At 52.9% G+C, this 18,635-nt stretch carries 22 protein-coding genes; 16 read left to right on the plus strand and 6 right to left on the minus strand.

The features are described 5' to 3' along the window. Positions 1–276 precede the first annotated feature (276 nt). The 9 genes from BS29_RS03930 (at position 277) to BS29_RS03970 (ending at position 5,666) form a co-directional block, all read left to right on the plus strand. A complete protein-coding gene (locus BS29_RS03930; RefSeq protein ID WP_229955917.1) occupies positions 277–732 on the plus strand; it encodes a hypothetical protein in 456 nt (151 codons plus the stop codon). Further along, a complete protein-coding gene (locus BS29_RS03935) occupies positions 729–1,160 on the plus strand; it encodes a hypothetical protein (RefSeq protein WP_229955918.1) in 432 nt (143 codons plus the stop codon). Before BS29_RS03930 ends, BS29_RS03935 begins: the two co-directional genes overlap by 4 nt. Next, on the plus strand, positions 1,157–1,348 hold the full coding sequence (locus BS29_RS03940) for a helix-turn-helix transcriptional regulator (protein WP_229955919.1): 192 nt from the start codon (positions 1,157–1,159) through the stop codon (positions 1,346–1,348). Before BS29_RS03935 ends, BS29_RS03940 begins: the two co-directional genes overlap by 4 nt. A gap of 22 nt (positions 1,349–1,370) precedes the next feature. Beyond that, positions 1,371–2,324 (plus strand): alpha/beta fold hydrolase, encoded by a 954-nt coding sequence (locus BS29_RS03945; RefSeq protein WP_229955920.1) that lies wholly within the window; start codon positions 1,371–1,373, stop codon positions 2,322–2,324. Positions 2,325–2,362: 38 nt separating this feature from the next. Further along, on the plus strand, positions 2,363–2,716 hold the full coding sequence (locus tag BS29_RS03950; protein ID WP_229955921.1) for a hypothetical protein: 354 nt from the start codon (positions 2,363–2,365) through the stop codon (positions 2,714–2,716). Positions 2,717–2,775: 59 nt separating this feature from the next. After that, complete coding sequence (locus BS29_RS03955) at positions 2,776–3,522, plus strand: alpha/beta hydrolase (RefSeq protein WP_229955922.1); 747 nt, start codon at positions 2,776–2,778, stop codon at positions 3,520–3,522. 46 nt (positions 3,523–3,568) lie between these two features. Next, on the plus strand, positions 3,569–4,357 hold the full coding sequence (locus BS29_RS03960; protein WP_229955923.1) for a tetratricopeptide repeat protein: 789 nt from the start codon (positions 3,569–3,571) through the stop codon (positions 4,355–4,357). A 79-nt stretch (positions 4,358–4,436) separates the two neighbouring features. After that, positions 4,437–4,943, plus strand: a complete 507-nt coding sequence (locus tag BS29_RS03965; RefSeq protein ID WP_229955924.1) for a DUF3617 domain-containing protein — start codon at positions 4,437–4,439, stop codon at positions 4,941–4,943. Positions 4,944–5,081: 138 nt separating this feature from the next. Next, entirely contained in the window at positions 5,082–5,666 is a 585-nt protein-coding gene (locus BS29_RS03970) for a hypothetical protein (protein ID WP_229955925.1), read from the plus strand. A gap of 100 nt (positions 5,667–5,766) precedes the next feature. Here the strand turns inward: BS29_RS03970 and BS29_RS03975 are convergent, their stop codons facing one another. Next, positions 5,767–6,540, minus strand: coding sequence for a hypothetical protein (locus BS29_RS03975; RefSeq protein ID WP_229955926.1), 774 nt, complete (start codon positions 6,538–6,540; stop codon positions 5,767–5,769). A 127-nt stretch (positions 6,541–6,667) separates the two neighbouring features. On the opposite strand from BS29_RS03975, the gene BS29_RS03980 reads away from it, so the two are divergent. After that, a complete protein-coding gene (locus BS29_RS03980) occupies positions 6,668–7,549 on the plus strand; it encodes a LysR family transcriptional regulator (protein WP_229955927.1) in 882 nt (293 codons plus the stop codon). Here the strand turns inward: BS29_RS03980 and BS29_RS03985 are convergent. After that, the gene (locus tag BS29_RS03985; RefSeq protein ID WP_229955928.1) at positions 7,539–8,207 is read right to left on the minus strand and encodes a PdaC/SigV domain-containing protein; all 669 of its coding nucleotides are present in this window, start codon (positions 8,205–8,207) and stop codon (positions 7,539–7,541) included. The two genes, BS29_RS03980 and BS29_RS03985, sit on opposite strands and share 11 nt — an antisense overlap. A 113-nt stretch (positions 8,208–8,320) precedes the next feature. Continuing rightward, the gene (locus BS29_RS03990) at positions 8,321–9,055 is read right to left on the minus strand and encodes an SIMPL domain-containing protein (RefSeq protein ID WP_229955929.1); all 735 of its coding nucleotides are present in this window, start codon (positions 9,053–9,055) and stop codon (positions 8,321–8,323) included. A gap of 111 nt (positions 9,056–9,166) precedes the next feature. Here BS29_RS03990 and BS29_RS03995 point away from each other — a divergent pair, with 111 nt between their 5' ends. The 3 genes from BS29_RS03995 (at position 9,167) to BS29_RS04005 (ending at position 10,859) form a co-directional block, all read left to right on the plus strand. Continuing rightward, positions 9,167–9,607 carry a VOC family protein gene (locus BS29_RS03995; protein ID WP_229955930.1) on the plus strand — a complete coding sequence of 147 codons (441 nt, stop codon included), beginning with the start codon at positions 9,167–9,169 and terminating at the stop codon, positions 9,605–9,607. 39 nt (positions 9,608–9,646) lie between these two features. After that, a complete protein-coding gene (gene gloB, locus BS29_RS04000) occupies positions 9,647–10,369 on the plus strand; it encodes a hydroxyacylglutathione hydrolase (RefSeq protein WP_229955931.1) in 723 nt (240 codons plus the stop codon). Between the two features lie 73 nt (positions 10,370–10,442). After that, positions 10,443–10,859, plus strand: coding sequence for a hypothetical protein (locus BS29_RS04005; protein ID WP_229955932.1), 417 nt, complete (start codon positions 10,443–10,445; stop codon positions 10,857–10,859). 22 nt (positions 10,860–10,881) lie between these two features. On the opposite strand, the gene BS29_RS04010 is transcribed toward BS29_RS04005, so the two are convergent. The 3 genes from BS29_RS04010 to BS29_RS04020 all read right to left on the minus strand — a co-directional run bounded on the left by BS29_RS04010 (position 10,882) and on the right by BS29_RS04020 (position 15,613). Continuing rightward, positions 10,882–12,639 carry an AMP-dependent synthetase/ligase gene (locus BS29_RS04010; RefSeq protein WP_229956939.1) on the minus strand — a complete coding sequence of 586 codons (1,758 nt, stop codon included), beginning with the start codon at positions 12,637–12,639 and terminating at the stop codon, positions 10,882–10,884. A 185-nt stretch (positions 12,640–12,824) separates the two neighbouring features. Continuing rightward, positions 12,825–14,573 carry a gamma-glutamyltransferase gene (ggt, locus tag BS29_RS04015; RefSeq protein ID WP_229955933.1) on the minus strand — a complete coding sequence of 583 codons (1,749 nt, stop codon included), beginning with the start codon at positions 14,571–14,573 and terminating at the stop codon, positions 12,825–12,827. Then, entirely contained in the window at positions 14,570–15,613 is a 1,044-nt protein-coding gene (locus tag BS29_RS04020) for a quinone-dependent dihydroorotate dehydrogenase (protein ID WP_229955934.1), read from the minus strand. The genes ggt and BS29_RS04020 overlap by 4 nt, the downstream gene beginning before the upstream one ends. Positions 15,614–15,747: 134 nt before the next feature. Here BS29_RS04020 and BS29_RS04025 point away from each other — a divergent pair, with 134 nt between their 5' ends. Genes BS29_RS04025 through BS29_RS04035 form a run of 3 tightly spaced genes read left to right on the plus strand, consistent with a single transcriptional unit; the run spans position 15,748 to position 18,556 of the window. Beyond that, positions 15,748–16,911, plus strand: coding sequence for an isovaleryl-CoA dehydrogenase (locus BS29_RS04025; RefSeq protein WP_229955935.1), 1,164 nt, complete (start codon positions 15,748–15,750; stop codon positions 16,909–16,911). Then, positions 16,911–17,873, plus strand: coding sequence for an NAD-dependent epimerase/dehydratase family protein (locus tag BS29_RS04030; RefSeq protein WP_229955936.1), 963 nt, complete (start codon positions 16,911–16,913; stop codon positions 17,871–17,873). Before BS29_RS04025 ends, BS29_RS04030 begins: the two co-directional genes overlap by 1 nt. Beyond that, positions 17,870–18,556, plus strand: a complete 687-nt coding sequence (locus BS29_RS04035) for a glutathione S-transferase family protein (RefSeq protein ID WP_229955937.1) — start codon at positions 17,870–17,872, stop codon at positions 18,554–18,556. The genes BS29_RS04030 and BS29_RS04035 overlap by 4 nt, the downstream gene beginning before the upstream one ends. Positions 18,557–18,635: the final 79 nt, after the last annotated feature.

The following is an 18,635-nucleotide window of genomic DNA, read 5'->3' on the forward strand; positions in this document are numbered from 1 at the left end:
ATTCCTGGATCGAGATTGACTTAGTCACTCGTCGGACCAAGTCAACCACCTCCGGCATAACGAAGGCGGAGGACGTAGGAAAGGATTTTGGCAACGAAGTCAAGGCGGTCATGCAAGGATCATTGACACTATGTAAGGGGTGCTTGACATTTCGGCGAATCGCAGTCATAAAGTCAAGGTAACATGACATTATGTCAATTTAACTTGAAGGAGAAATGTGATGAGAACGAGATTTAACACCGGCTGTCGGACGGCGCGAAACGCAGATATCGCGATGTGGGCGAGTTTCGCCATATTGTTTCTGGCGATGTTCCGGTGAGTGAGCCATCCACCCGTAACCTCTGGCAGCGCACATATCGCGCGATCAAACCGGATTGGGTCTTTGGGTTTCTTCTGTTGGTCAGCATCACCATGCTGATTGCCGAAAACCTTGACCCGGAACCGGTTATCGCGGTTGACCCGCTCATGAAAATTCTGGCTCTTTCCGGCCTGACCTTGGTAATCGCCTTTATTGCTACCTATGCAGCGGCAATGGACCGGCGGAAAGTCGAGGACTATTTTTTCCAGCTTATGATCAATGGCGCCATTGTGGGTATTATAACCACATTGTTCGTCAACCTTGCCTGGGATTTACTCTATGGACCGCTAATGGGTGATGATCTCATTGCCGTTATGCTGGCCAGCTGGAGTCTGGGATATTTTTTCTATCGAATTAGGGGGTTGAACCTATGAGCGATCATAGTGACGGGGCTGGGGATCTGCCCGAAGCGAAAATTCCCCCTTCGATGAAACGCTATTTCTGGCGCTTGGGTATTTTTATGACAGCCTATATGGTCATTCTGATTTGGGGCTTGTCGCTAAAAAATTCTGCAAACCCGCCAGAAGGCCTTTTCGTCTATGCTCTTGCGATCCTAACTGCATTGCCAATGTGCGGCGTCTTTTGGACCGTGTTCCGATTGCTGGTCGAAATGGAAGATGAATATCAGCGTTTTCTCGTCGCCAAACAGATCATGCTGGCTACAGCGATAACTTTATGCGCGGCAACTATATGGCAGTTCCTGAACGTCTATGAGTTGATGACAGACGGGCCGCAATGGTTCGGCGTCATCTGGCTGGTGACCTTTGGAATAGCCGGCGGCATTGTCCGGTGGCGTGCATGAAGAACCGATTGAAAGTTCTCCGTGCGGAGCGTGACTGGTCACAGGCGGATTTGGCTGAACAATTGTCCGTCTCCCGGCAAAGTGTCAATGCGATTGAGACGGGGAAGTACGATCCGTCCCTGCCGCTCGCGTTCAAGATTGCAGCGCTATTTGGTACGGCGATTGAAGAGATTTTCCAGCAGGATTGACTGGATGGAAGGATAAGCAGCAATGAACGTTAAAATATTGATCTATGCAGTGCTAACCTTGTTGCTGTTGCCCGCCTGTGCAACCGTGAATCAAGCCGTGCCGGTTCCCCCGAGCGCCGCTCGCGGCGAGCGCGTAGAATTGCCAGACGGCAGTAAATTACTTGGCGGCCGACATTTCACGGTGCTGGTTGAAGGGCAGGGGCGTGATGTGGTTTTGATCCCGGGCATGTCGACGCCGCGTGCCGTGTGGGATGCCACGCGGCGCCAGTTAAAAAGCCGCTATCGACTCCATGTAATCCAGATACGCGGCTTTGGCGACACGCCGATGATTGAACGAAACCGGCTATTGCTGGAGCCCTTTATCCGAGAGCTGACCGACTATATTGATGACGAGATTGTCGACAGCAACAACGGGCAAAAGGTGCTGCTAATCGGACATTCGCTAGGCGGTCTCGCGGCGATGAAAGTGACTGCAGTCTATCCCCAGGGCGTTGAGAAAGCGATGATCATCGACAGCCTGCCGTATTTCGGATTGCTTTTCAGCCCAGATATGAACGCTGTGACATTAAGCCAGCAAGCCGTAGCTATGCGTGATGCGCTGATCGCACGCGATAGTGGCGAAGCGGATGCGCAAACGCTAGAACGCATGGCGCGATCGGAGACTGCCCGTCAGCAGGTGGCTGCCTGGTCCCGCAGTGCCGATACATTAACGGTGGCGCAGTTTACCTATGATTTAATGACCACAGATGTCCGACCTTTATTGCCGAAGATCACGATGCCAATGACCGTGCTTTATCCAGTCGATGTGGATATTATGTCGGAACAGCGGGTCACGCCTATGTATAAGGCGGCTTTTGCGGATGCGAAGACGGTGACCTTTGAAAAAGTGGATGACAGCAGGCATTTCATCATGCTCGACCAACCTGAGGCTTTTGCCGCTGCTGTGGAGCGGTTTTTGGGATCATCCGGGCGGTAACGATATGTAAACCGCGCCCTGCTATTGGCGGGATCGCTATGAGCAATTCAACCCCCGTCTGGCACCGTGATGCCAAGGGCGCACGCAAACGTCACGTGCGGATCGAAACTATTGGCAACACCTTCCTGTTTTTTGAGAACCAATGGCGCAGCGAAGCCTATTATTTTGGCGATTTGGTATATCGCGGCTTTTCTGGCGGTTCGCATGTTTTTGGTTTGGACGACGGGATCAAGGGGCGCCCGCACTGGCAATTGGGCTTCACCGGTGATCCTCCGGAAGAGCTGACAAAATTATTGCCAAAATATAAGCGGCCGATGTTGAGCGGTGTGGGTATGCTGATCATTGCTTTTCTGTGTCTCGGGATTGTTTATTTTGGCTCGCCGCACGTTTGAGTTGATGTCATTCCAGCTCCTGCGTAGGCAGAAGCACGCAACATCAGCGAAAGACACACATGGAAGACGATATCCTCTATATGCAGCGTCCCGGCGGCGCTAATCTGGCTTATTGTTATCGGCCCGCCAAAGACGGCGTGAAGGGCAGTACGCTGGTTTTCCTTCCCGGCTATATGTCGGATATGGAAGGCGGCAAAGCGCTGGCGCTTGATGCATGGGCAGCCGATAGTGGCTGCGCAATGCTCCGCCTCGACTATGCCGGGTGCGGAGCCAGTGGCGGCGAATTTGAAGAGCAGAGTCTTATCGACTGGCGCGATGATGTGCTGTTCCTGATGGAAAAGGTTACCAGCGGTTCCGTCACATTGATCGGTTCCTCCATGGGCGGCTGGTTGATGCTGCTTGTCGCGCTTGCCCGGCCGATGCGCGTGAAGGCGATGGTTGGCATTGCCGCAGCACCGGATTTTACCGACTGGGGATTCACCCAAGAGCAAAAAATGACCATCCTGCGCGAAGGCAAGCTGGAAGAACATAGCGAATATAGCGACGATCCGTATGTGACGACCAACATTTTCTGGCAGTCCGGTGAAGCCAATCGCCTGCTCCATAAGGAAATCGCCTTTGATGGCGCGGTCCGGCTGCTTCATGGACAGGAAGACGCTGACGTGCCCTGGGCTTATGCTTTGGAGATCTCCAAAAAGATGCGTTCAGCCGATGTGCAGGTGCATTTGGTAAAGGACGGCGATCACCGCTTGTCGCGCGATCAGGATATTGCCCTGTTGATTGATGTGGTTTCGCGGTTGGATTGAAACGGCTGACCAGTATGGCTGCGATTTTGAAGGTTTGATAGCGAATATGTTCACGTCTCTTTTTCTCCTTCTTGCACAATCCTCTACGCCTTATGGCTCGCCGGTACCGCAGACAATTAGCCCGTCCGCTCCGATGACCATGTCGGAAGTCCGCTTCAACGAATGCGTCGATTTGGCTCTGGACGACCCGGCTAGCGGTGTTGTCGAGGCGAATAAATGGCGGATTGAAGGTGGCGGTTTTCTAGCGCGCCATTGCCTCGGTTTTGCTTATGCCGAACAGTTTAACTGGGCAGCGGCCACAAAGACATTTGCCGAAGCGGCGCAGGAAGCGGAGATTGCGAAATATCCCCGCGTTGCCAATTTCTGGGCACAGGCGGGCAACGCCGCATTGGCCGGCAATCAACCAACCAAAGCGCTCGAATATCTCAACGCCGCCCTTGTGCAGGGCAGTTTGGTCGGTTTGGAAAAGGGTGAAGTGCATTTGGATAGGGCACGCGCCCATGTTGCGCTTAATGACTATGCCGCTGCAAAAGCGGAATTCGTACTGGTTCATAAGCTCGCGCCGCAAGATCCATTGGGGTGGCTTCTCTCTGCAACTTTGGCACGCCGGATGAACGATCTCGTCTTGGCCAAATCCGATATCGCTGTTGCGGCTAAACTTGCTGCGCAGGACCCTGCGGTTGCTCTTGAAGCCGGTAATATCGCTTATGCTGGCGGAGATGTTGTGCAGGCAAAGGCCAATTGGGAAAAGGCCGTGGCAATGGATGCCGAAAGCAGGCCTGCCAAAGCGGCACAGAAATATCTCGCACAACTCGTGACCAGTGTAGCCGAATAAAGAATTGCGTCGCAGGGCTTTCCAATCCCATGCGTGCAGGATAGAGATTGAGCATCACATTAATGGAAAGCACGCCTCTATGACCCATAAATATCTACTCCCACTTCTATCGGTCCCTCTTATGCTTACGGCATGCGGTAGTGGTGGCGACGGTGGTCCGACGGCCGGCCAATATAAACAGACAGTCAAAATCACAGAGCTGGATTTCCCCGGCCTGTCTGAAGAAGTGAAACAACGAACCATCACACAGATGGAGGGCGTAGCCGGTGGCGGAGCAGGCGGCTTATTCTGTATGGAAGGCAATGATAACGGTCAGCAATGGAAAGAGGCGGCAAAGCAAATGTCTGGCGCTCTGGGCGGTCAGTGCGAAACCATAAAAGATGAAGGTTCCGCGACATCCATCGATCTTGAAATGACCTGTAAGGGTACCGCCAAAGGCGATATCGATATCAAGATGAGCGGACAGGCCCATCCCGAAGGCTATGACAGTAAGATGGCTTTCGATATTAAGGATCCGGCGAGTGGTGAAACGGCCAAACTGTCAATGGACATCGGAGCACAGCGGCAAGGTGATTGTCCGGGCTAGGAAGTCTGGCCGAAGATAAAGCACCACGATCCCACATCTTAGTCACAAACCAAAGCTGCTGAAATGATAGGCTTGAATAAAAGTATCTCGTTCATCTGTGCAGCGGCGCTGATAGTTTGGGCCCTTGCAGGTTGTACCATGCCGCCCCAATCAGCTGGCGGATCCAACGCACTTTCCAAATCGAAAATGTCGGAGCACTCATCTTGTGGTTTTTCCCTCATCAGTCCGGAAGCGAAAGAAAACCTGAAAAGCGCGATCGTGGAAGCCATCACATTTGGTCGCGATACCTATGCTGATCGACCAGATTTCTTTGCAAATAACCATGTCTCGGTTGGTATTGCGGACCTTCGGCCTAAGCAGCGGGATATAGTCGTTTATGTTTCAGGGCGAAATTATTGCGGTACGGGGGGCTGCAAGGGCTTCATTTTCAAAAATGGCGCTACGGCTTCTGACAATTCCGACTACAGCCTGGTCGGCAGAATTCGGCCTGCCAGACTGCCTATATATTCCTTGAAAACATCTCGTAACGGATGGAGGGAAGTCGGCGTCGTAGTTGCAGGCGGCGGGATACCGATACCTTATGTCGGTGCTTTATCTTTTGATGGCACAGCCTTTGATGGCAATCCGACCATATCAAGTGCGCGCCCGACATCGAAAGGCGAAATCCATTCGGTAATCATTAGCGAGCAAAGCGCTGACTCACATTCTTGTCGCTTGTCTTAGCCATCGAAGGTCGAGGGATCCGATCTATTCATTCGCGACCATAATATCTTGCATTGCCCCCTATATCGCTGGAACGCGGCAAGATATCAACGAATGGCTTTCACGATTTGCCGTTCACTGACATGTAGTAGAATTCGACTTTTGTTACGCCAGATCGAAAATATGGAGCGCTGGCTTTATAATCTTCGGTCTTCTGCACTTTCGCAAAGCCATTGGGTGCATCCCACTCGACGAACGTCAATTGACTGGGCGCATTTAGCGATGTCGCATGGGCTTCCATCTTGGGGTTTTTCATTTTGTAGATAAACCGTCCGCCGGCACTGTGTACGGCTTTCTCAATTCCGGAGAGATAGCGCTGATAGTCTTCTGGCTTGTCCGGGTTGGTCCATGCGACGACCAGGCTGTAATATTTGGCGGGGTCAAAGCTTAAATTCAGATCCTCTCGCATCGCAGCGCTATAGATTCTGAGCTCGTTCCAAGCTTCTGGACGTTGAGCCTTGATCGCGGGCCACTCCGGCTGGCTGGTCAACTGCTTTTCCGATTCCTGATCCGGGTAGGAGAAAAATACCAGTCCAGTAGGTTTATAGTTGCTGAATTCGATACTATCCATTTTGAGTTGGGTCTCGCGCTTCAGGCCGAATTTTTGCCCTAATGGAAAGGCTTGGCGATAATAGACTTGGCGGGCTGCATCTCCGTCTTCTTTTTCTTCTGGCATGATGATGGAGAGATATTGGCCTTTGGCAACGGTCAATCGGGGGTTCGCGGCTTCAGATTCTTGTGATGAGGAGGGTTGCGCCACAAGACTATAGGACGGCATGGCCATCGCGATAGTGAAGGTTGAAATCAGTGTAAGGGCGCTGCGATGGTTCGTCATGGGTAAAGCCTTTGCGATTATCGAAATGCCATTGAGCCATTTCATGTTGCGATATTGCACCTCTATACATTCGAGATATTTGGATTAGTGGATGTATTTTTTCTGATATCGGTGCAATAATGCACCAATGGAAAATTGGGACGACTATCGATTCATATTGGCGCTTGACCGTTCCGGCACCACGCGGGCTGCGGCATCACTGTTAGGCGTTACCCACAGCACCGTTTCGCGGCGACTGGCCGTCATTAACGTACGTTACGGCAAACCGGTTTTTGAACGTGCAGCCGGTGGATATCGCAAAACAGAGTTGGGTGCAGAATTGGTCGCTGCCGCCCGGCAGATGGAGGGAATCAGCTTTTCCGCTGACCGTCGCCGCAAGGCGAGTGAGACAGAATTGTCTGGGCCGATCACCTTATCTATTCCGGACGCATTGGGACAATATCTGTTGCTCGATGATCTTGTCTCATTTTGCAGACAATATCCCGATATCAGATTGTCGCTGCAAAGCAGTTATCGTTTTGTAGATCTCGATCGATCGGAAGCAGATGTGGTGATCAGAAGTGTTGCAACTCCGCCTGAGCATCTGGTTGGTCGCCGTCTTTTCCCATATGCGCTGAGCTTTTATTGTCATCGTGATTATCTAGATAAAACAGCATCAGAGGATCGACGGTGGATCACATCGGTTCCATCGTCTGGCATAGTCACCTGGATTGCAGATAGTCCCTATCCGGATGTCCCGGTCGGATTTACGAGCGATGATATCACGCTGCGCCACAAGGCGGTTATCAATGGCCACGGTATGATACGTGGTGCCTGTTATATGAGTGATCCAGCACCTGAATTGATCCGACTGCCAGGTTCGCCGCCGCCAACCCCGGCTGCTGATTTTTGGGTGCTGACCCATCCCGATCTCAAGAATACGCCCCGCATAAAATTACTCATGCGTTTTCTGACGGCGGCATTGCTGGATAAGCAGGCGCTAATTGAAGGGCGCTTGCCTAGCGTTTGATTGAAAAGCTCTGGCGATAAGCTGGTTTGACAGTGTCGATGATCGCCTGGGTTACGGGAAGATCAACTTGATAGTCTCCCTCGACATAGGGACCGGCCGCATAGGGGCCAGCACAGATTTTGATCATGTCAAAGCCGCTACCTGTTGTTGATCCCAATATGATCGTTTGGTCGGATGCCGGAATACATTGGTCAAAACTGTCATCGCTATCAGTTGTTACTGGTTGGCCCCGCTTCTCAGCGCGTTGGATATTGAGTTGCTTGCAAAACCCCTTTTCCAAGGCTTGGTCAAAGGCTTCGGTGCTGTAAAACAATGACTTAGGCTTGATCATCTGGTTGGTAACTTTGTTCCAGATCCAGCTTTTGGCACCATAGATTCCATGGGCGCCACCGTAAAAACCATACCAATGCTGGACCATGCTTCTATACGTCGGAATGTCGGCTTCCTCTCGCCAGTGGACTTGATAGTCATAAGGCAAGAGTCTTGGTCTGTTGCCGGCAATTGCTGCGCTATTGGTATGATCCCGATCTGCCTCGGTTGAAAATCTTGTATATTCCTTGTCGCGATCTTTCTTAAGATAATCCGACAATTGGGAATCGCGAACGAGTGATTTCGGATAGCCATATTCAAACGTATAGTTCTCTGTTTTCCTAACCATTTTTTCGATCTCGGGCGGATCTGCAAGCGGAGGATCAAGCGCCAATGCAGGAGTTATTGTCAGCAACAGGGGAGTCGCAACGAGAAACTGTCGGATCATCATGCGATTCCGCATCAATCGAGATAGAAATTCACCGTCGTTACAACCCGGACCTTTTTATAGGGCGTATCAGTCACACCATAGCCGCCGCCATCGCCATCGCGTGAATTAATCGAGAAATAGCCCTGTGTCGCGGATTTGATACCACCGACATCGGTGCCGCTATCCTCCGCAAATTGTTCGGCTGATTTACGCGCATCCTTGGTCGCCTCGGCCACCATTTCCGGCTTGATTTCGTCAAGCTTGGTAAAGGTATAGCTCATGCCTGAACCGTCTTCGAGTACAACGCCCCGCCGCACGAGATCAAATTGCCGAGCAACGGCAGCTTGCGCTTTTTCGATATCATTGGTGCGTAGCGAGAGGCGTTGTCGGATAGTGTATCGAGGGATGCCATTGCTGCTATACTGGTTCACATTAGCACCGGTAGGTTTCAGGGCATCCGCCTTGAAACCCAGTTCGGTGAAAAATTTACCGATCGCGGCGGTGTCCCGGTCCATATCCGCCTGCGCCTCGGCAAGGTTCGTGCTTTGCGCGCTGTAGGCGATGGTCCAAGTCGCGAGATCGGCAGTGACTTCTCGCTCGGCAAGACCGCGCACGGTAACGCTCCGATCCGCCATTTTGGAACGCAGCAACCCGTCACCCAAAAGATAACCGCCAGCGATTAGTCCGATGGTCAGCAATCCTGCGCTGGCCAGCATTACATTATTCTTCTTGTCCAGAAATTTGGTGTCTTCAACATTATCAGCCATAGCTCTTTCCCTCTCGTTCCAAGCGCTCTAAACTATTTCCAACGACCCGGTTCGGCTTTGCGATAGCTGCGATGAACCGTTTCTGAATAGCGATGAATGGAGTTTCCTCAAATGCCGATCCAATATCTACATACCATGCTACGCGTCACCGATCCCGATGCGACGATCAAATTTTTCAGCCTTCTCGGGCTGGAAGAAGTCCGTCGCTACGATAGTGAAAAGGGGCGCTTCTCGCTAATCTTCCTCGCCGCGCCGGGGCAAAAGGAGGTTGCAGAGGTGGAATTGACCTATAATTGGCCGGCAGAAGATGGCAGCAGCGAAGATTATGATGGCGGTCGTAACTTCGGCCACCTGGCCTATCGGGTCGATGATATTTACGCGCTTTGCCAGACACTGATGGATGCCGGTGTCACAATCAACCGTCCTCCGCGTGATGGTCATATGGCATTCGTGCGGACACCCGATAACATCTCGGTTGAGCTTTTACAGGCGGGCGATAACCTGCCGGTTCAAGAGCCATGGGCTAGTATGGAAAATATTGGTGAATGGTAAGCCATCGACAAGACATGAATTGAGGGGTAAATTATCGGTATGCTAGAAATTATCCGTATCCCCGTATTGTCAGACAATTATGTCTGGCTGGTTCACGAGCCTGAATCTCAAGAGACTATGGTGGTCGACCCGGCAGTCGCAGAGCCTGTAATGGCAGAAGCAGACAGGCGTGGTTGGAAAATAACCCAGATATGGAACACGCATTGGCATCCGGATCATACGGGCGGTAATGCGGCGATTAAGGAAGCAACTGGGTGTCACATCACGGGGCCAGAGGCGGAAAAAGAGCGTATCCCAACGCTTGATACACTGGTGAAAGAAGGCGATCGGGTTCGTCTGGGTAATGTCGTGGCAGATGTCCTTGACGTTCCGGCTCACACAGCTGGTCACATCGCCTTTCATATCGCGGATCAGAAAGTTATTTTTGTGGGCGACACGCTATTCGCGATGGGTTGCGGACGCCTGTTCGAAGGAACGGCAGCGCAGATGTTCGATAACATGCAGAAGCTTTCCAAATTGTCAGGCGATACCAAGGTCTATTGCGCCCATGAATATACCCAGGCCAACGGTGAATATGCGTTGGTGGCTGAACCGGATAATCAAGCGCTCAAAGAGCGCATGGATGAAGTGCTCGCCGCGCGGGCGAAGGGTGAAGCGACAGTTCCAACGACCATCGCTATGGAAGCGGCGACGAACCCATTCATGCGGGCAACGTCGGTCGAACAATTGGCGGAACGGCGCACCGCAAAAGACAATTTTTAGCCGTCGATTTCTGATTCTGCCAAATTCATGATATGACATCTCTTTGATGGGGGAACATCGAAGGAGACTCGTCATGCGTAAGAGTATTTTCGCATTACCATTGGCAATAATATTGGCTGCCCCAGCAGCGAATAGCGGCACCGCTGAAGTCAAGCTTAGCGAGAAAGATCAAGCCAAGTTTGAAAAGAAGATCGCCGGCCGTGAAGCCGGTAAACCTGTCAGTTGCATAAATCGCATTGATCAGAAAAATATGACGGTCATTGGTGATAAATATCTCATCTATGGCCGTAGCGGCAATCCCAAAACCATCTACGTGAACGAGCCATATGGTGGATGCCGGGATGTGGATCGCCATACGTTGGTTACCGTCAGGCCTTCTACGCGGCTTTGTCGCGGAGAGATCGCACAAGTGCAAGACCGGCCATCCGGTGCATTTATCGATAGCTGTTCGTTCAGTTCGTTTGTGCCCTACACCAAAACCGGCGGTTGACTGTTCGGAACGTTGAGCGCGCTTATTTTTTGTAAAGTGCGCCTAGACGTTCCTCATAGCGCTCACGAATGACATGACGCCGGATTTTCATGCTCGGCGTCAGTTCTTCGTTTTCAATCGCAAAAGGTTCATCGGCAAATTCAAACCGGCGGACCTTCTCGGTAACGGTCAGGTTCTTGTTAACCCGGTCCACAGCTTCTCTCACGGCTGATTTGAACATAGGATTGGCCTGCAGTTTCAGGAAGTCATAAGGCATGCCTTCTGCACGCGACCATTCCAATGCCCATTCCGGATCGGGAACGACCAGACCTACCATGTAAGGGCGTTTGTCGCCGATGATCATGGCTTGCAAAATCTCTGGCTGCAGAGTCAACATGCCCTCAACCTTCTGTGGTGCGACATTTTCACCCTTGTCGTTGACGATCAGATCTTTCTTGCGATCCGTGATTGCTATGCGTCCGGCCTCGTCGATCAAGCCGATATCACCCGTATGTAACCAACCGTCTTTGATAACCCGATCTGTTTCTGCCTGATTGCGCCAATAGCCTTTCATCACCAATTCACCGCGAACCAAAATCTCGCCATCGTCGGCAATTTTGACCTCGGTGTCGATCATGGGCGGACCAACCGTGTCCATCTTCAAACCTGTGCGGGGGCGGTTGCACGCCACGATGGGGCCGGACTCGGTTTGCCCATAGCCTTGCAACAAAGTCAGGCCAAGAGACTGAAAAAATACACCGATGTCGGGGTTCAGCGGCGCTCCGCCTGAAACCATTGCCTTGATACGGCCGCCAAAACGTTTCTGGACTTTGGGGCGGAGCGTTCTGTTCAGGAAAATATCCATCGGTTTGTCACGCTTGCGCTTTTTGCCGTCCGCTGCCCGTTCGCCCATAGCCAGTGCTTTGCCGAGCAGATAGCGCGGCATTTTGCCCTGCTTCTCAACCGTTTTGATCAATCGCGTTCGCAGAACCTCGAAAAGGCGCGGAACCACGACCATGATGGTTGGACGGACCTCTTCAATGTTGGAGGCCAGTTTTTCGAGTCCCTCTGAATAAAAAATTTGCGCGCCAAGGCCGATGGGAAAAAATTGACCAGCGCTATGTTCATAAGCATGGCTGAGCGGCAGGAAGGAAAGAAATACTTCGTCGTCCCAGCCAAAATCATTCTCAATAACCTCAGCAGGGCCCTTCACATTATGAAGGATAGCGCCATGTGGCTGCATCACACCGCGCGGTTTCCCGCCTGTACCGCTGGTATAGATAATACAGGCCGTATCATCGCGTTTTACACTGGCAATCTGGGCCGTGATTTCGGCCACATCTTCATCCGTACCTTGGATCAAGTCATTCCATTGATGGATGGCAAAATCGCCGGATTGACCGATGCGAAGATCTGACATGCCGATTACGATATCTGCATCTGCCGACTTGATAACTGACGGGATAAGATTTTGCGCCAGTTTCTGGTCCGAAACGATCACCGCCTTCGCGCCGCTATTGTCAAGAATATGCTGGTGATCATTGGGCGTGTTGGTGGTGTAGGTTGGGACCGTGATGCACTCTGCGGCCATGATGGCGAGATCGGCAATGCACCATTGGGGACAATTGTCGGATACCAACATGATCCTGTCGCCCGGTTTCAGTCCCAGTTTTTTGAAGGATTTGGCTAAAGCCGCGACCTGTCGTGCGGCCTCTGCCCAACTAGTGGCTTGCCATTCCCCGTCTATTTTTGCGCTCAAAAAAGGTTTGTCACCACCTTCGCTAGCACGATGAAAAAACATCGATACCAGATTGGAAAACCCGTCAAATTCCAAATAACGGTCATTTGTCTTTTTTGCCGACACTCTCTTCACCCTCTCGTGCGGCCATGCCTGGTCAAGGCCAGCCCCCTATTCTGAGAGCAGGCTAGCGCGGATAAAAGTTTCGAGCAATGGTTTAAGGATAGCCGCCGGGTAAAAGTGTAATTCTATGGAAGCTCGCTGACCGCTTCGCCAGTGCTGCGCGGGTCAACCGCACCCACCCAACCTTTGTCGGTTTTTTGTGCGCCGGCCAGCTTTGACGGCAAGTTGTTGGTAACAACCGTATGACCAAGACGCGCGAGATCATCTTTCAGCGCGATGAGATCGCTATCATTTTCAATTAAGAGCCCCGATCCGCCAAAATAAATATTGGGCATCGCCATCGCATCTTTCAGTGGCAATCCATAGTCGAGCACACCGATCAGTGTTTTGGTAACATGCATGATGATCCGTTTGCCACCAGCCGAGCCGAGGGCGAGAATGGGTTGACCTTTCGCGTCATAAACGATCGTCGGCGACATCGAGGATAAGGGGCGCTTGCCCGCCTGCACGCGATTGGCGACGGGCGCACCATTTTTCTCTGGCGCAAAAGTGAAATCAGTGAGTTCATTGTTCAGCACCATACCGCGGGCCAGCAATTGACTGCCAAACGGCCCTTCAACAGTCGACGTCATGTTGGCAATATTGCCTTCGCCATCAACCGCGGTGAAATGGGTCGTGCCCGTTACTTCTGATGAAATAGCGGCCGTACGGGGTAGGGCGCCCGGAGGATTACCTGCAGGATAGGCCTCAATACCTGGCGTCTGTGGCCGTGCTCGCTGTAGCGCGATCATTTGGGAACGTTTGGCGAGATAACCCTTGTCGATCAACCCAGCGACAGGAACTGAAACAAAATCCTGATCAGCCAGATATTTTTCCCGATCTGCATAAGCGAGCCGCATGGCTTCACCTATGACATGCCATGCGCGGGCTGGTTCCTTTTCATAGAGCGCCCCCATATCAAAGCGCTCAATCGAGCCCAATATCTGTAACACGGTCGTTGCGCCAGATGAAGGCGGCCCCATGCCGCAAATCCGATATTCGCGATAGGTAGAGCAGACCGGGTGCCGCAAAATCGCGTTGTAATTATCAAAATCTTGCTGTGTCAGCACCGACGGATTTTGCGGTGCTTTACCGACCGCTGCCGTAATTGCTGCCACTGTCTTGCCCGTATAAAAGGCATCCGCACCGCCCGCTTGCAGTTCCCGGAGCAATTGACCGAGTTCAGGATTCTTGATGATCGAACCGCGCGGAGCAGGGGCACCATCACGCCAGTACAGTTTTTGCATGTCGGGGAATTTCACCCAGAGTTTTTCGAGCCGCTTCATCCAGTCATATTGCGGCGCGCTCACCGCATAGCCCTCTTCAGCCAGTTTGATTGCTGGCTCGAACAGTTTTGCCCATGGCAGTTTGCCCCATTTTTTATGTGCCATTTCCATCAGGCGCATATTGCCAGGCACACCAACGGATTTACCGCCAGGAGCCGCGTCGCGCCAACCAAGGGGTTTGCCATCTTCACCGAGAAAGCGATCCGAAGAGGCCGCTGCAGGGGCCATTTCGCGCCCGTCAATCGTTTCCATCCAGCCGCTTTTACCATCATGATGCAACAAGAAGCCGCCGCCACCAATGCCGCTCGATTGCGGTTCGACAACAGTCAGAGCCAGCATCATCGCCATGGCCGCATCGGTCGCAGAGCCGCCCGCTTGGAGCATTTCAAAACCGGCTTTGGTGGCCTCAGGATGTGCCGAAGCTGCGGTGCCGGCATTTTGTGCGCTGGCCGGAACAGCGAGGGGTGTGAGCAGGAAAAAAGCGAGCAAAGTCAGGAGTTTTTTCATGGTGCCAAGTTTTATGGATGGCTTGTCCTTTTGGCAAATCATTTGTCGTCAGCTCCTACGGCATCTGAAACCGATGCAAATCCATCCTGTTTCAATCGTTTAGCCAGTCCACAGCTCATCGCACGCGCCATAGTTGGGCCTTCGTAGATCATCGCTGTATATAGTTGGATGAGCGAGGCTCCGGCCCGGATACGCTCATAAGCGTCTTCGGCATTGGCGATACCACCGACACCAATGAGCGGAATCTTACCGCCACTTGCTTTGCGAAAATCCTTGAGCCGTTGCAGCGCAAGATCTTTTAACGGCGCGCCAGAAAGACCACCGGTTTCGTCCTGATTGGCAGAGCTTAGATTGGGGCGCGTAATCGTCGTATTTGAAACGATAAGCGCATCAATCTTTTGCTTCATGGTGACGTCGACAATGTCATCAATATCCGCCGGTTCGAGATCGGGAGCGACTTTCAGAAATACCGGTACCTTGTAATCCCCCCGTGCCTGCATGACGGCTGCGAGCAATTCTTCCAATGCGCCTTTGTCTTGCAATGCGCGGAGACCGGGGGTGTTGGGTGATGAAATATTGACCGTCAGATAATCTGCGAGCGGTGCCATATTCTCGACGCCAATAACATAATCGGCAATCCGATCGTCACTGTCCTTATTGGCACCAATATTGATGCCCAGAACGCCTTTACCCATGCGTTTGCGCATCCGTTTCAGGCGCGGCGTGGCTTTTTCCTGACCCTCATTGTTAAATCCCAACCGGTTGATGACCGCCTTATCTTTCGGCAGTCGAAATATTCGCGGCTTGGGATTGCCCGGCTGCGCGCGGGGCGTGAGCGTGCCAACCTCTGCATAGCCAAAGCCCATGCGGATCAGCGCGTCGGGCACTTCGCCATTTTTGTCAAAGCCGGGTGCCATGCCGATGGGATTTGGAAAATCGAGACCGGCGACGGTGGAGGCCAGAACCGGGTCAGATTTGGGTGCTGGGCCCAAAGGTAAGGCCTTTAGTCCAGCAATGGTAAGGCCATGGGCTTTCTCCGCTTCGAGCGCGAAAATAAATGGGCGGGCAAGATTGTATAGCATGGCCGCGCCTATGGCATTGCTGGACCAGATCGGCAATCCTGTGTGCGCCAAGTTCAGCTTAAAAATTTTGGCGCAAATTTTGGTCGCAGTCGCAACCAAATATGATATGCGCGTGCCAGAAAGACGAGGACGATATGATTGCTACCCCTGATTTTGATTTCCAACTTGGTGAAATGGCGGATCAAATCCGCGATACCACGCGGCGCTTTGCCGATGAGAAGATCAGCCCACTGGCTCAGAAAATGGACCGTGACGACTGGTTCCCGCGCGAGCTTTGGGAGCAGATGGGAGAGCTTGGCCTGCACGGTGTGACGGTGGAGGAAGAAGATGGCGGACTAGGCCTGGGCTATCTGGAACATGCCATCGCGGTCGAAGAGGTGAGCCGCGGCAGTGCGGCGCTGGGACTGTCCTACGGCGCGCACAGCAATCTGTGCGTCAACCAGATCCGTCGCTGGGCGTCACCGGAGCAGAAAGCGAAATATCTGCCGAAACTGATTTCCGGCGAACATGTCGGTTCGCTCGCCATGTCGGAAGCTGGCGCAGGATCGGATGTGGTTTCGATGAAACTCAAGGCCGAAGCGGTGCAGGGCGGTTATATATTGAACGGCACCAAATTTTGGATCACCAACTCGACCGACGCCGATACATTGGTGGTCTATGGCAAAACCCGGCCCGATGCGGGCTCGGGCGGCATCACGGCTTTCCTGATCGAAAAGGGCATGAAGGGTTTCTCCATCGGTCAGAAAATCGAGAAGGTCGGCATGAAGGGCAGCCCGACAGCAGAGCTGGTGTTTGACGATTGCGAAGTGCCGGAAGAAAATGTCATGGGGCCGATTAACGGTGGCGTTGGGGTACTCATGTCCGGCCTTGATTATGAGCGCGCGGTGCTGGCGGCGATCCCCTTGGGGCTAATGCAGGCCTGTCTCGATACGGTCATTCCCTATGTCCGCGAGCGCAAACAATTTGGCAAACCGATTGGGACGTTCCAGCTGATGCAGGGCAAGATTGCCGACATGTATGTCCGGCTCAACAGCGCGCGCTCCTATGTTTATGCGGTGAACAAGGTGTGTGACGCCGGTCAGACAACGCGTTTCGATGCTGCCGGTGCCGTCATGTATGCGTCCGAGAGCAGCGTTCGGGTTGCAGAAGAGTCCGTGCAGGCACTGGGAGGAGCCGGTTATACAACCGATTGGCCGGTGGAACGTTACTGGCGCGATTCCAAATTGCTCGACATCGGCGCGGGGACGAATGAAATCCGCCGGATGCTGATCGGGCGCGAATTAATCGGAGGCGCTTGATGAAGCTGCTGCTCACCGGCTCATCGGGTTGGTTGGGCAGGTTTCTGGCACCAAAGCTTGAAGCCATCGGTCACAAAGTGGTCGGCCTGGACGTCGCGCCCGGAGACCACACCCATATCGTCGGCTCGGTGGCAGATCGGTCCTTGATCGACAAGACTTTCAGCGATCATGGCATCGAAGCGGTGATCCACGCGGGCGCGCTGCATAAACCCGATATTGTCCGGTATCCGAACAGCGCCTTTGTTGATGTCAATGTCACAGGCACGCTGAACCTCTTGGAAGCGGCGGTGCAGGCTGGTCATGATCGCTTCATCTTTACTTCAACAACTTCTCTGATGATTTCCGAGATCATTCGGGCTGGCCGTGCGGGTGGGGCGGAAAAGGCGTTTTGGCTGGACGAAGAATTTGGGCCACTCAAACCGCGCAATATTTATGGCGTGACCAAAATATCGGCGGAGCATTTATGCCGCCTCTATCACAAGCTGCACGGAATCAATGTCGCGGTTTTGCGCACAGGACGCTTTTTCCCCGAGGATGATGACACGCTTGAAGTGCCAAGCGGTCCCAATCTCAAAGCCAATGAACTATTAAATCGGCGATTGACTGTTGAAGACGCCGTTGATGCACATATTGCTGCGCTGGACGGGATTGTGGGACTGGGCTTTGAGACGTTTGTTTTGTCAGCTGCAACGCCCTTTGACCGTGAAGATTGCAAGCAACTTGTCGAAGATGCGCCGTCCGTCATTGCGCACTATTATCCTGAAGCCAAAGCCTTGTATGAGGAAAAAGGCTGGGTGCTGCCGGACTATATCGACCGCATTTATGACGCGGGAAAAGCCGAGAGACTTTTGGGATTTCGAGGAAAGACCGACTTTGCCAGCATATTGGAGGCTCTGGCCAATGATCGCCCGATGCCCTTTCACCATGATCCCAGCTACATCTCTCCAAAGGAGGCCACATGAGTTACACACTGATCACCGCGAACCGGAATTATTCGAGCTGGTCGCTGCGCCCCTGGATATTGATGAAGGCGCTCGAAATCCCGTTTGGGGATGAGATTGTTTACTTCGAAGAAGAAAATTACGAGCGGTTTCGGGCTTTTGCGCCTAATGCCCAAGTGCCGTGCTTGAAGGATGATGACCGCACGATTTGGGATTCGCTGGCGATAATCGAATATCTCGCCGAGCGGCATGAAGGTGTCTGGCCAGAAGATGAAAAAGCCCGGACTTGGGCGCGTTGTGCCACAGCGGAAATGCACGGCGGTTTCGCGCCGCTGCGCAACATCTGCCCGATGAACGTTGGAATCCGTGCCAAACTGCATGAAATCGAGACACCGCTACTGCGCAATTTGGACCGGATTGGGGAGCTATTCGCCGAAGGTTTGGACAGCTTTGGCGGGCCTTGGCTGGCTGGCGACAAGTTTAGCGCCGTCGATGCCTTTTACGCCCCGGTGGCCTATCGCGTGCGGTCATTTGATCTCGATATCGGACCGAAGGGCCGGGCTTGGGTGGATCACATCATCGCCCATCCGGCTATGCAGGCCTGGGAGCAAGAAGCGGTTGCGGAGCCACACCGCGAAATCAGTCACGAAGAAGAGATTGCCGCTGTGGCAACAGTGACGGAAGATTTCCGGACACCACTTTGATCTGTATTGCCAGCAAAGAGCGGCGCTTCGCTTGACGGTGGCAAGCCAATAGGCCATGGCCGCGCTCAGCAATGGTGCA

The organism is Parasphingorhabdus litoris DSM 22379 (assembly GCF_020906275.1).
Lineage (GTDB): Bacteria > Pseudomonadota > Alphaproteobacteria > Sphingomonadales > Sphingomonadaceae > Parasphingorhabdus > Parasphingorhabdus litoris.

What these genes read in the sequence shown, in the direction of transcription:
- BS29_RS03950 (WP_229955921.1), top strand. Translation starts at nt 2,363, where the DNA reads ATGAGCAATTCAACCCCCGTCTGGCACCGTGATGCCAAGGGCGCACGC.
- BS29_RS03990 (WP_229955929.1), bottom strand. Translation starts at nt 9,055, where the DNA reads ATGGCTGATAATGTTGAAGACACCAAATTTCTGGACAAGAAGAATAAT.
- BS29_RS03975 (WP_229955926.1), bottom strand. Translation starts at nt 6,540, where the DNA reads ATGACGAACCATCGCAGCGCCCTTACACTGATTTCAACCTTCACTATC.
- BS29_RS04005 (WP_229955932.1), top strand. Translation starts at nt 10,443, where the DNA reads ATGCGTAAGAGTATTTTCGCATTACCATTGGCAATAATATTGGCTGCC.
- BS29_RS04010 (WP_229956939.1), bottom strand. Translation starts at nt 12,639, where the DNA reads ATGTTTTTTCATCGTGCTAGCGAAGGTGGTGACAAACCTTTTTTGAGC.
- BS29_RS03995 (WP_229955930.1), top strand. Translation starts at nt 9,167, where the DNA reads ATGCCGATCCAATATCTACATACCATGCTACGCGTCACCGATCCCGAT.
- BS29_RS03945 (WP_229955920.1), top strand. Translation starts at nt 1,371, where the DNA reads ATGAACGTTAAAATATTGATCTATGCAGTGCTAACCTTGTTGCTGTTG.
- BS29_RS03940 (WP_229955919.1), top strand. Translation starts at nt 1,157, where the DNA reads ATGAAGAACCGATTGAAAGTTCTCCGTGCGGAGCGTGACTGGTCACAG.
- gloB (WP_229955931.1), top strand. Translation starts at nt 9,647, where the DNA reads ATGCTAGAAATTATCCGTATCCCCGTATTGTCAGACAATTATGTCTGG.
- BS29_RS03970 (WP_229955925.1), top strand. Translation starts at nt 5,082, where the DNA reads ATGCCGCCCCAATCAGCTGGCGGATCCAACGCACTTTCCAAATCGAAA.
- BS29_RS03985 (WP_229955928.1), bottom strand. Translation starts at nt 8,207, where the DNA reads ATGGTTAGGAAAACAGAGAACTATACGTTTGAATATGGCTATCCGAAA.
- BS29_RS04020 (WP_229955934.1), bottom strand. Translation starts at nt 15,613, where the DNA reads ATGCTATACAATCTTGCCCGCCCATTTATTTTCGCGCTCGAAGCGGAG.
- BS29_RS03935 (WP_229955918.1), top strand. Translation starts at nt 729, where the DNA reads ATGAGCGATCATAGTGACGGGGCTGGGGATCTGCCCGAAGCGAAAATT.
- BS29_RS04035 (WP_229955937.1), top strand. Translation starts at nt 17,870, where the DNA reads ATGAGTTACACACTGATCACCGCGAACCGGAATTATTCGAGCTGGTCG.
- BS29_RS03965 (WP_229955924.1), top strand. Translation starts at nt 4,437, where the DNA reads ATGACCCATAAATATCTACTCCCACTTCTATCGGTCCCTCTTATGCTT.
- BS29_RS04030 (WP_229955936.1), top strand. Translation starts at nt 16,911, where the DNA reads ATGAAGCTGCTGCTCACCGGCTCATCGGGTTGGTTGGGCAGGTTTCTG.
- BS29_RS03955 (WP_229955922.1), top strand. Translation starts at nt 2,776, where the DNA reads ATGGAAGACGATATCCTCTATATGCAGCGTCCCGGCGGCGCTAATCTG.
- BS29_RS04025 (WP_229955935.1), top strand. Translation starts at nt 15,748, where the DNA reads ATGATTGCTACCCCTGATTTTGATTTCCAACTTGGTGAAATGGCGGAT.
- ggt (WP_229955933.1), bottom strand. Translation starts at nt 14,573, where the DNA reads ATGATTTGCCAAAAGGACAAGCCATCCATAAAACTTGGCACCATGAAA.
- BS29_RS03960 (WP_229955923.1), top strand. Translation starts at nt 3,569, where the DNA reads ATGTTCACGTCTCTTTTTCTCCTTCTTGCACAATCCTCTACGCCTTAT.
- BS29_RS03980 (WP_229955927.1), top strand. Translation starts at nt 6,668, where the DNA reads ATGGAAAATTGGGACGACTATCGATTCATATTGGCGCTTGACCGTTCC.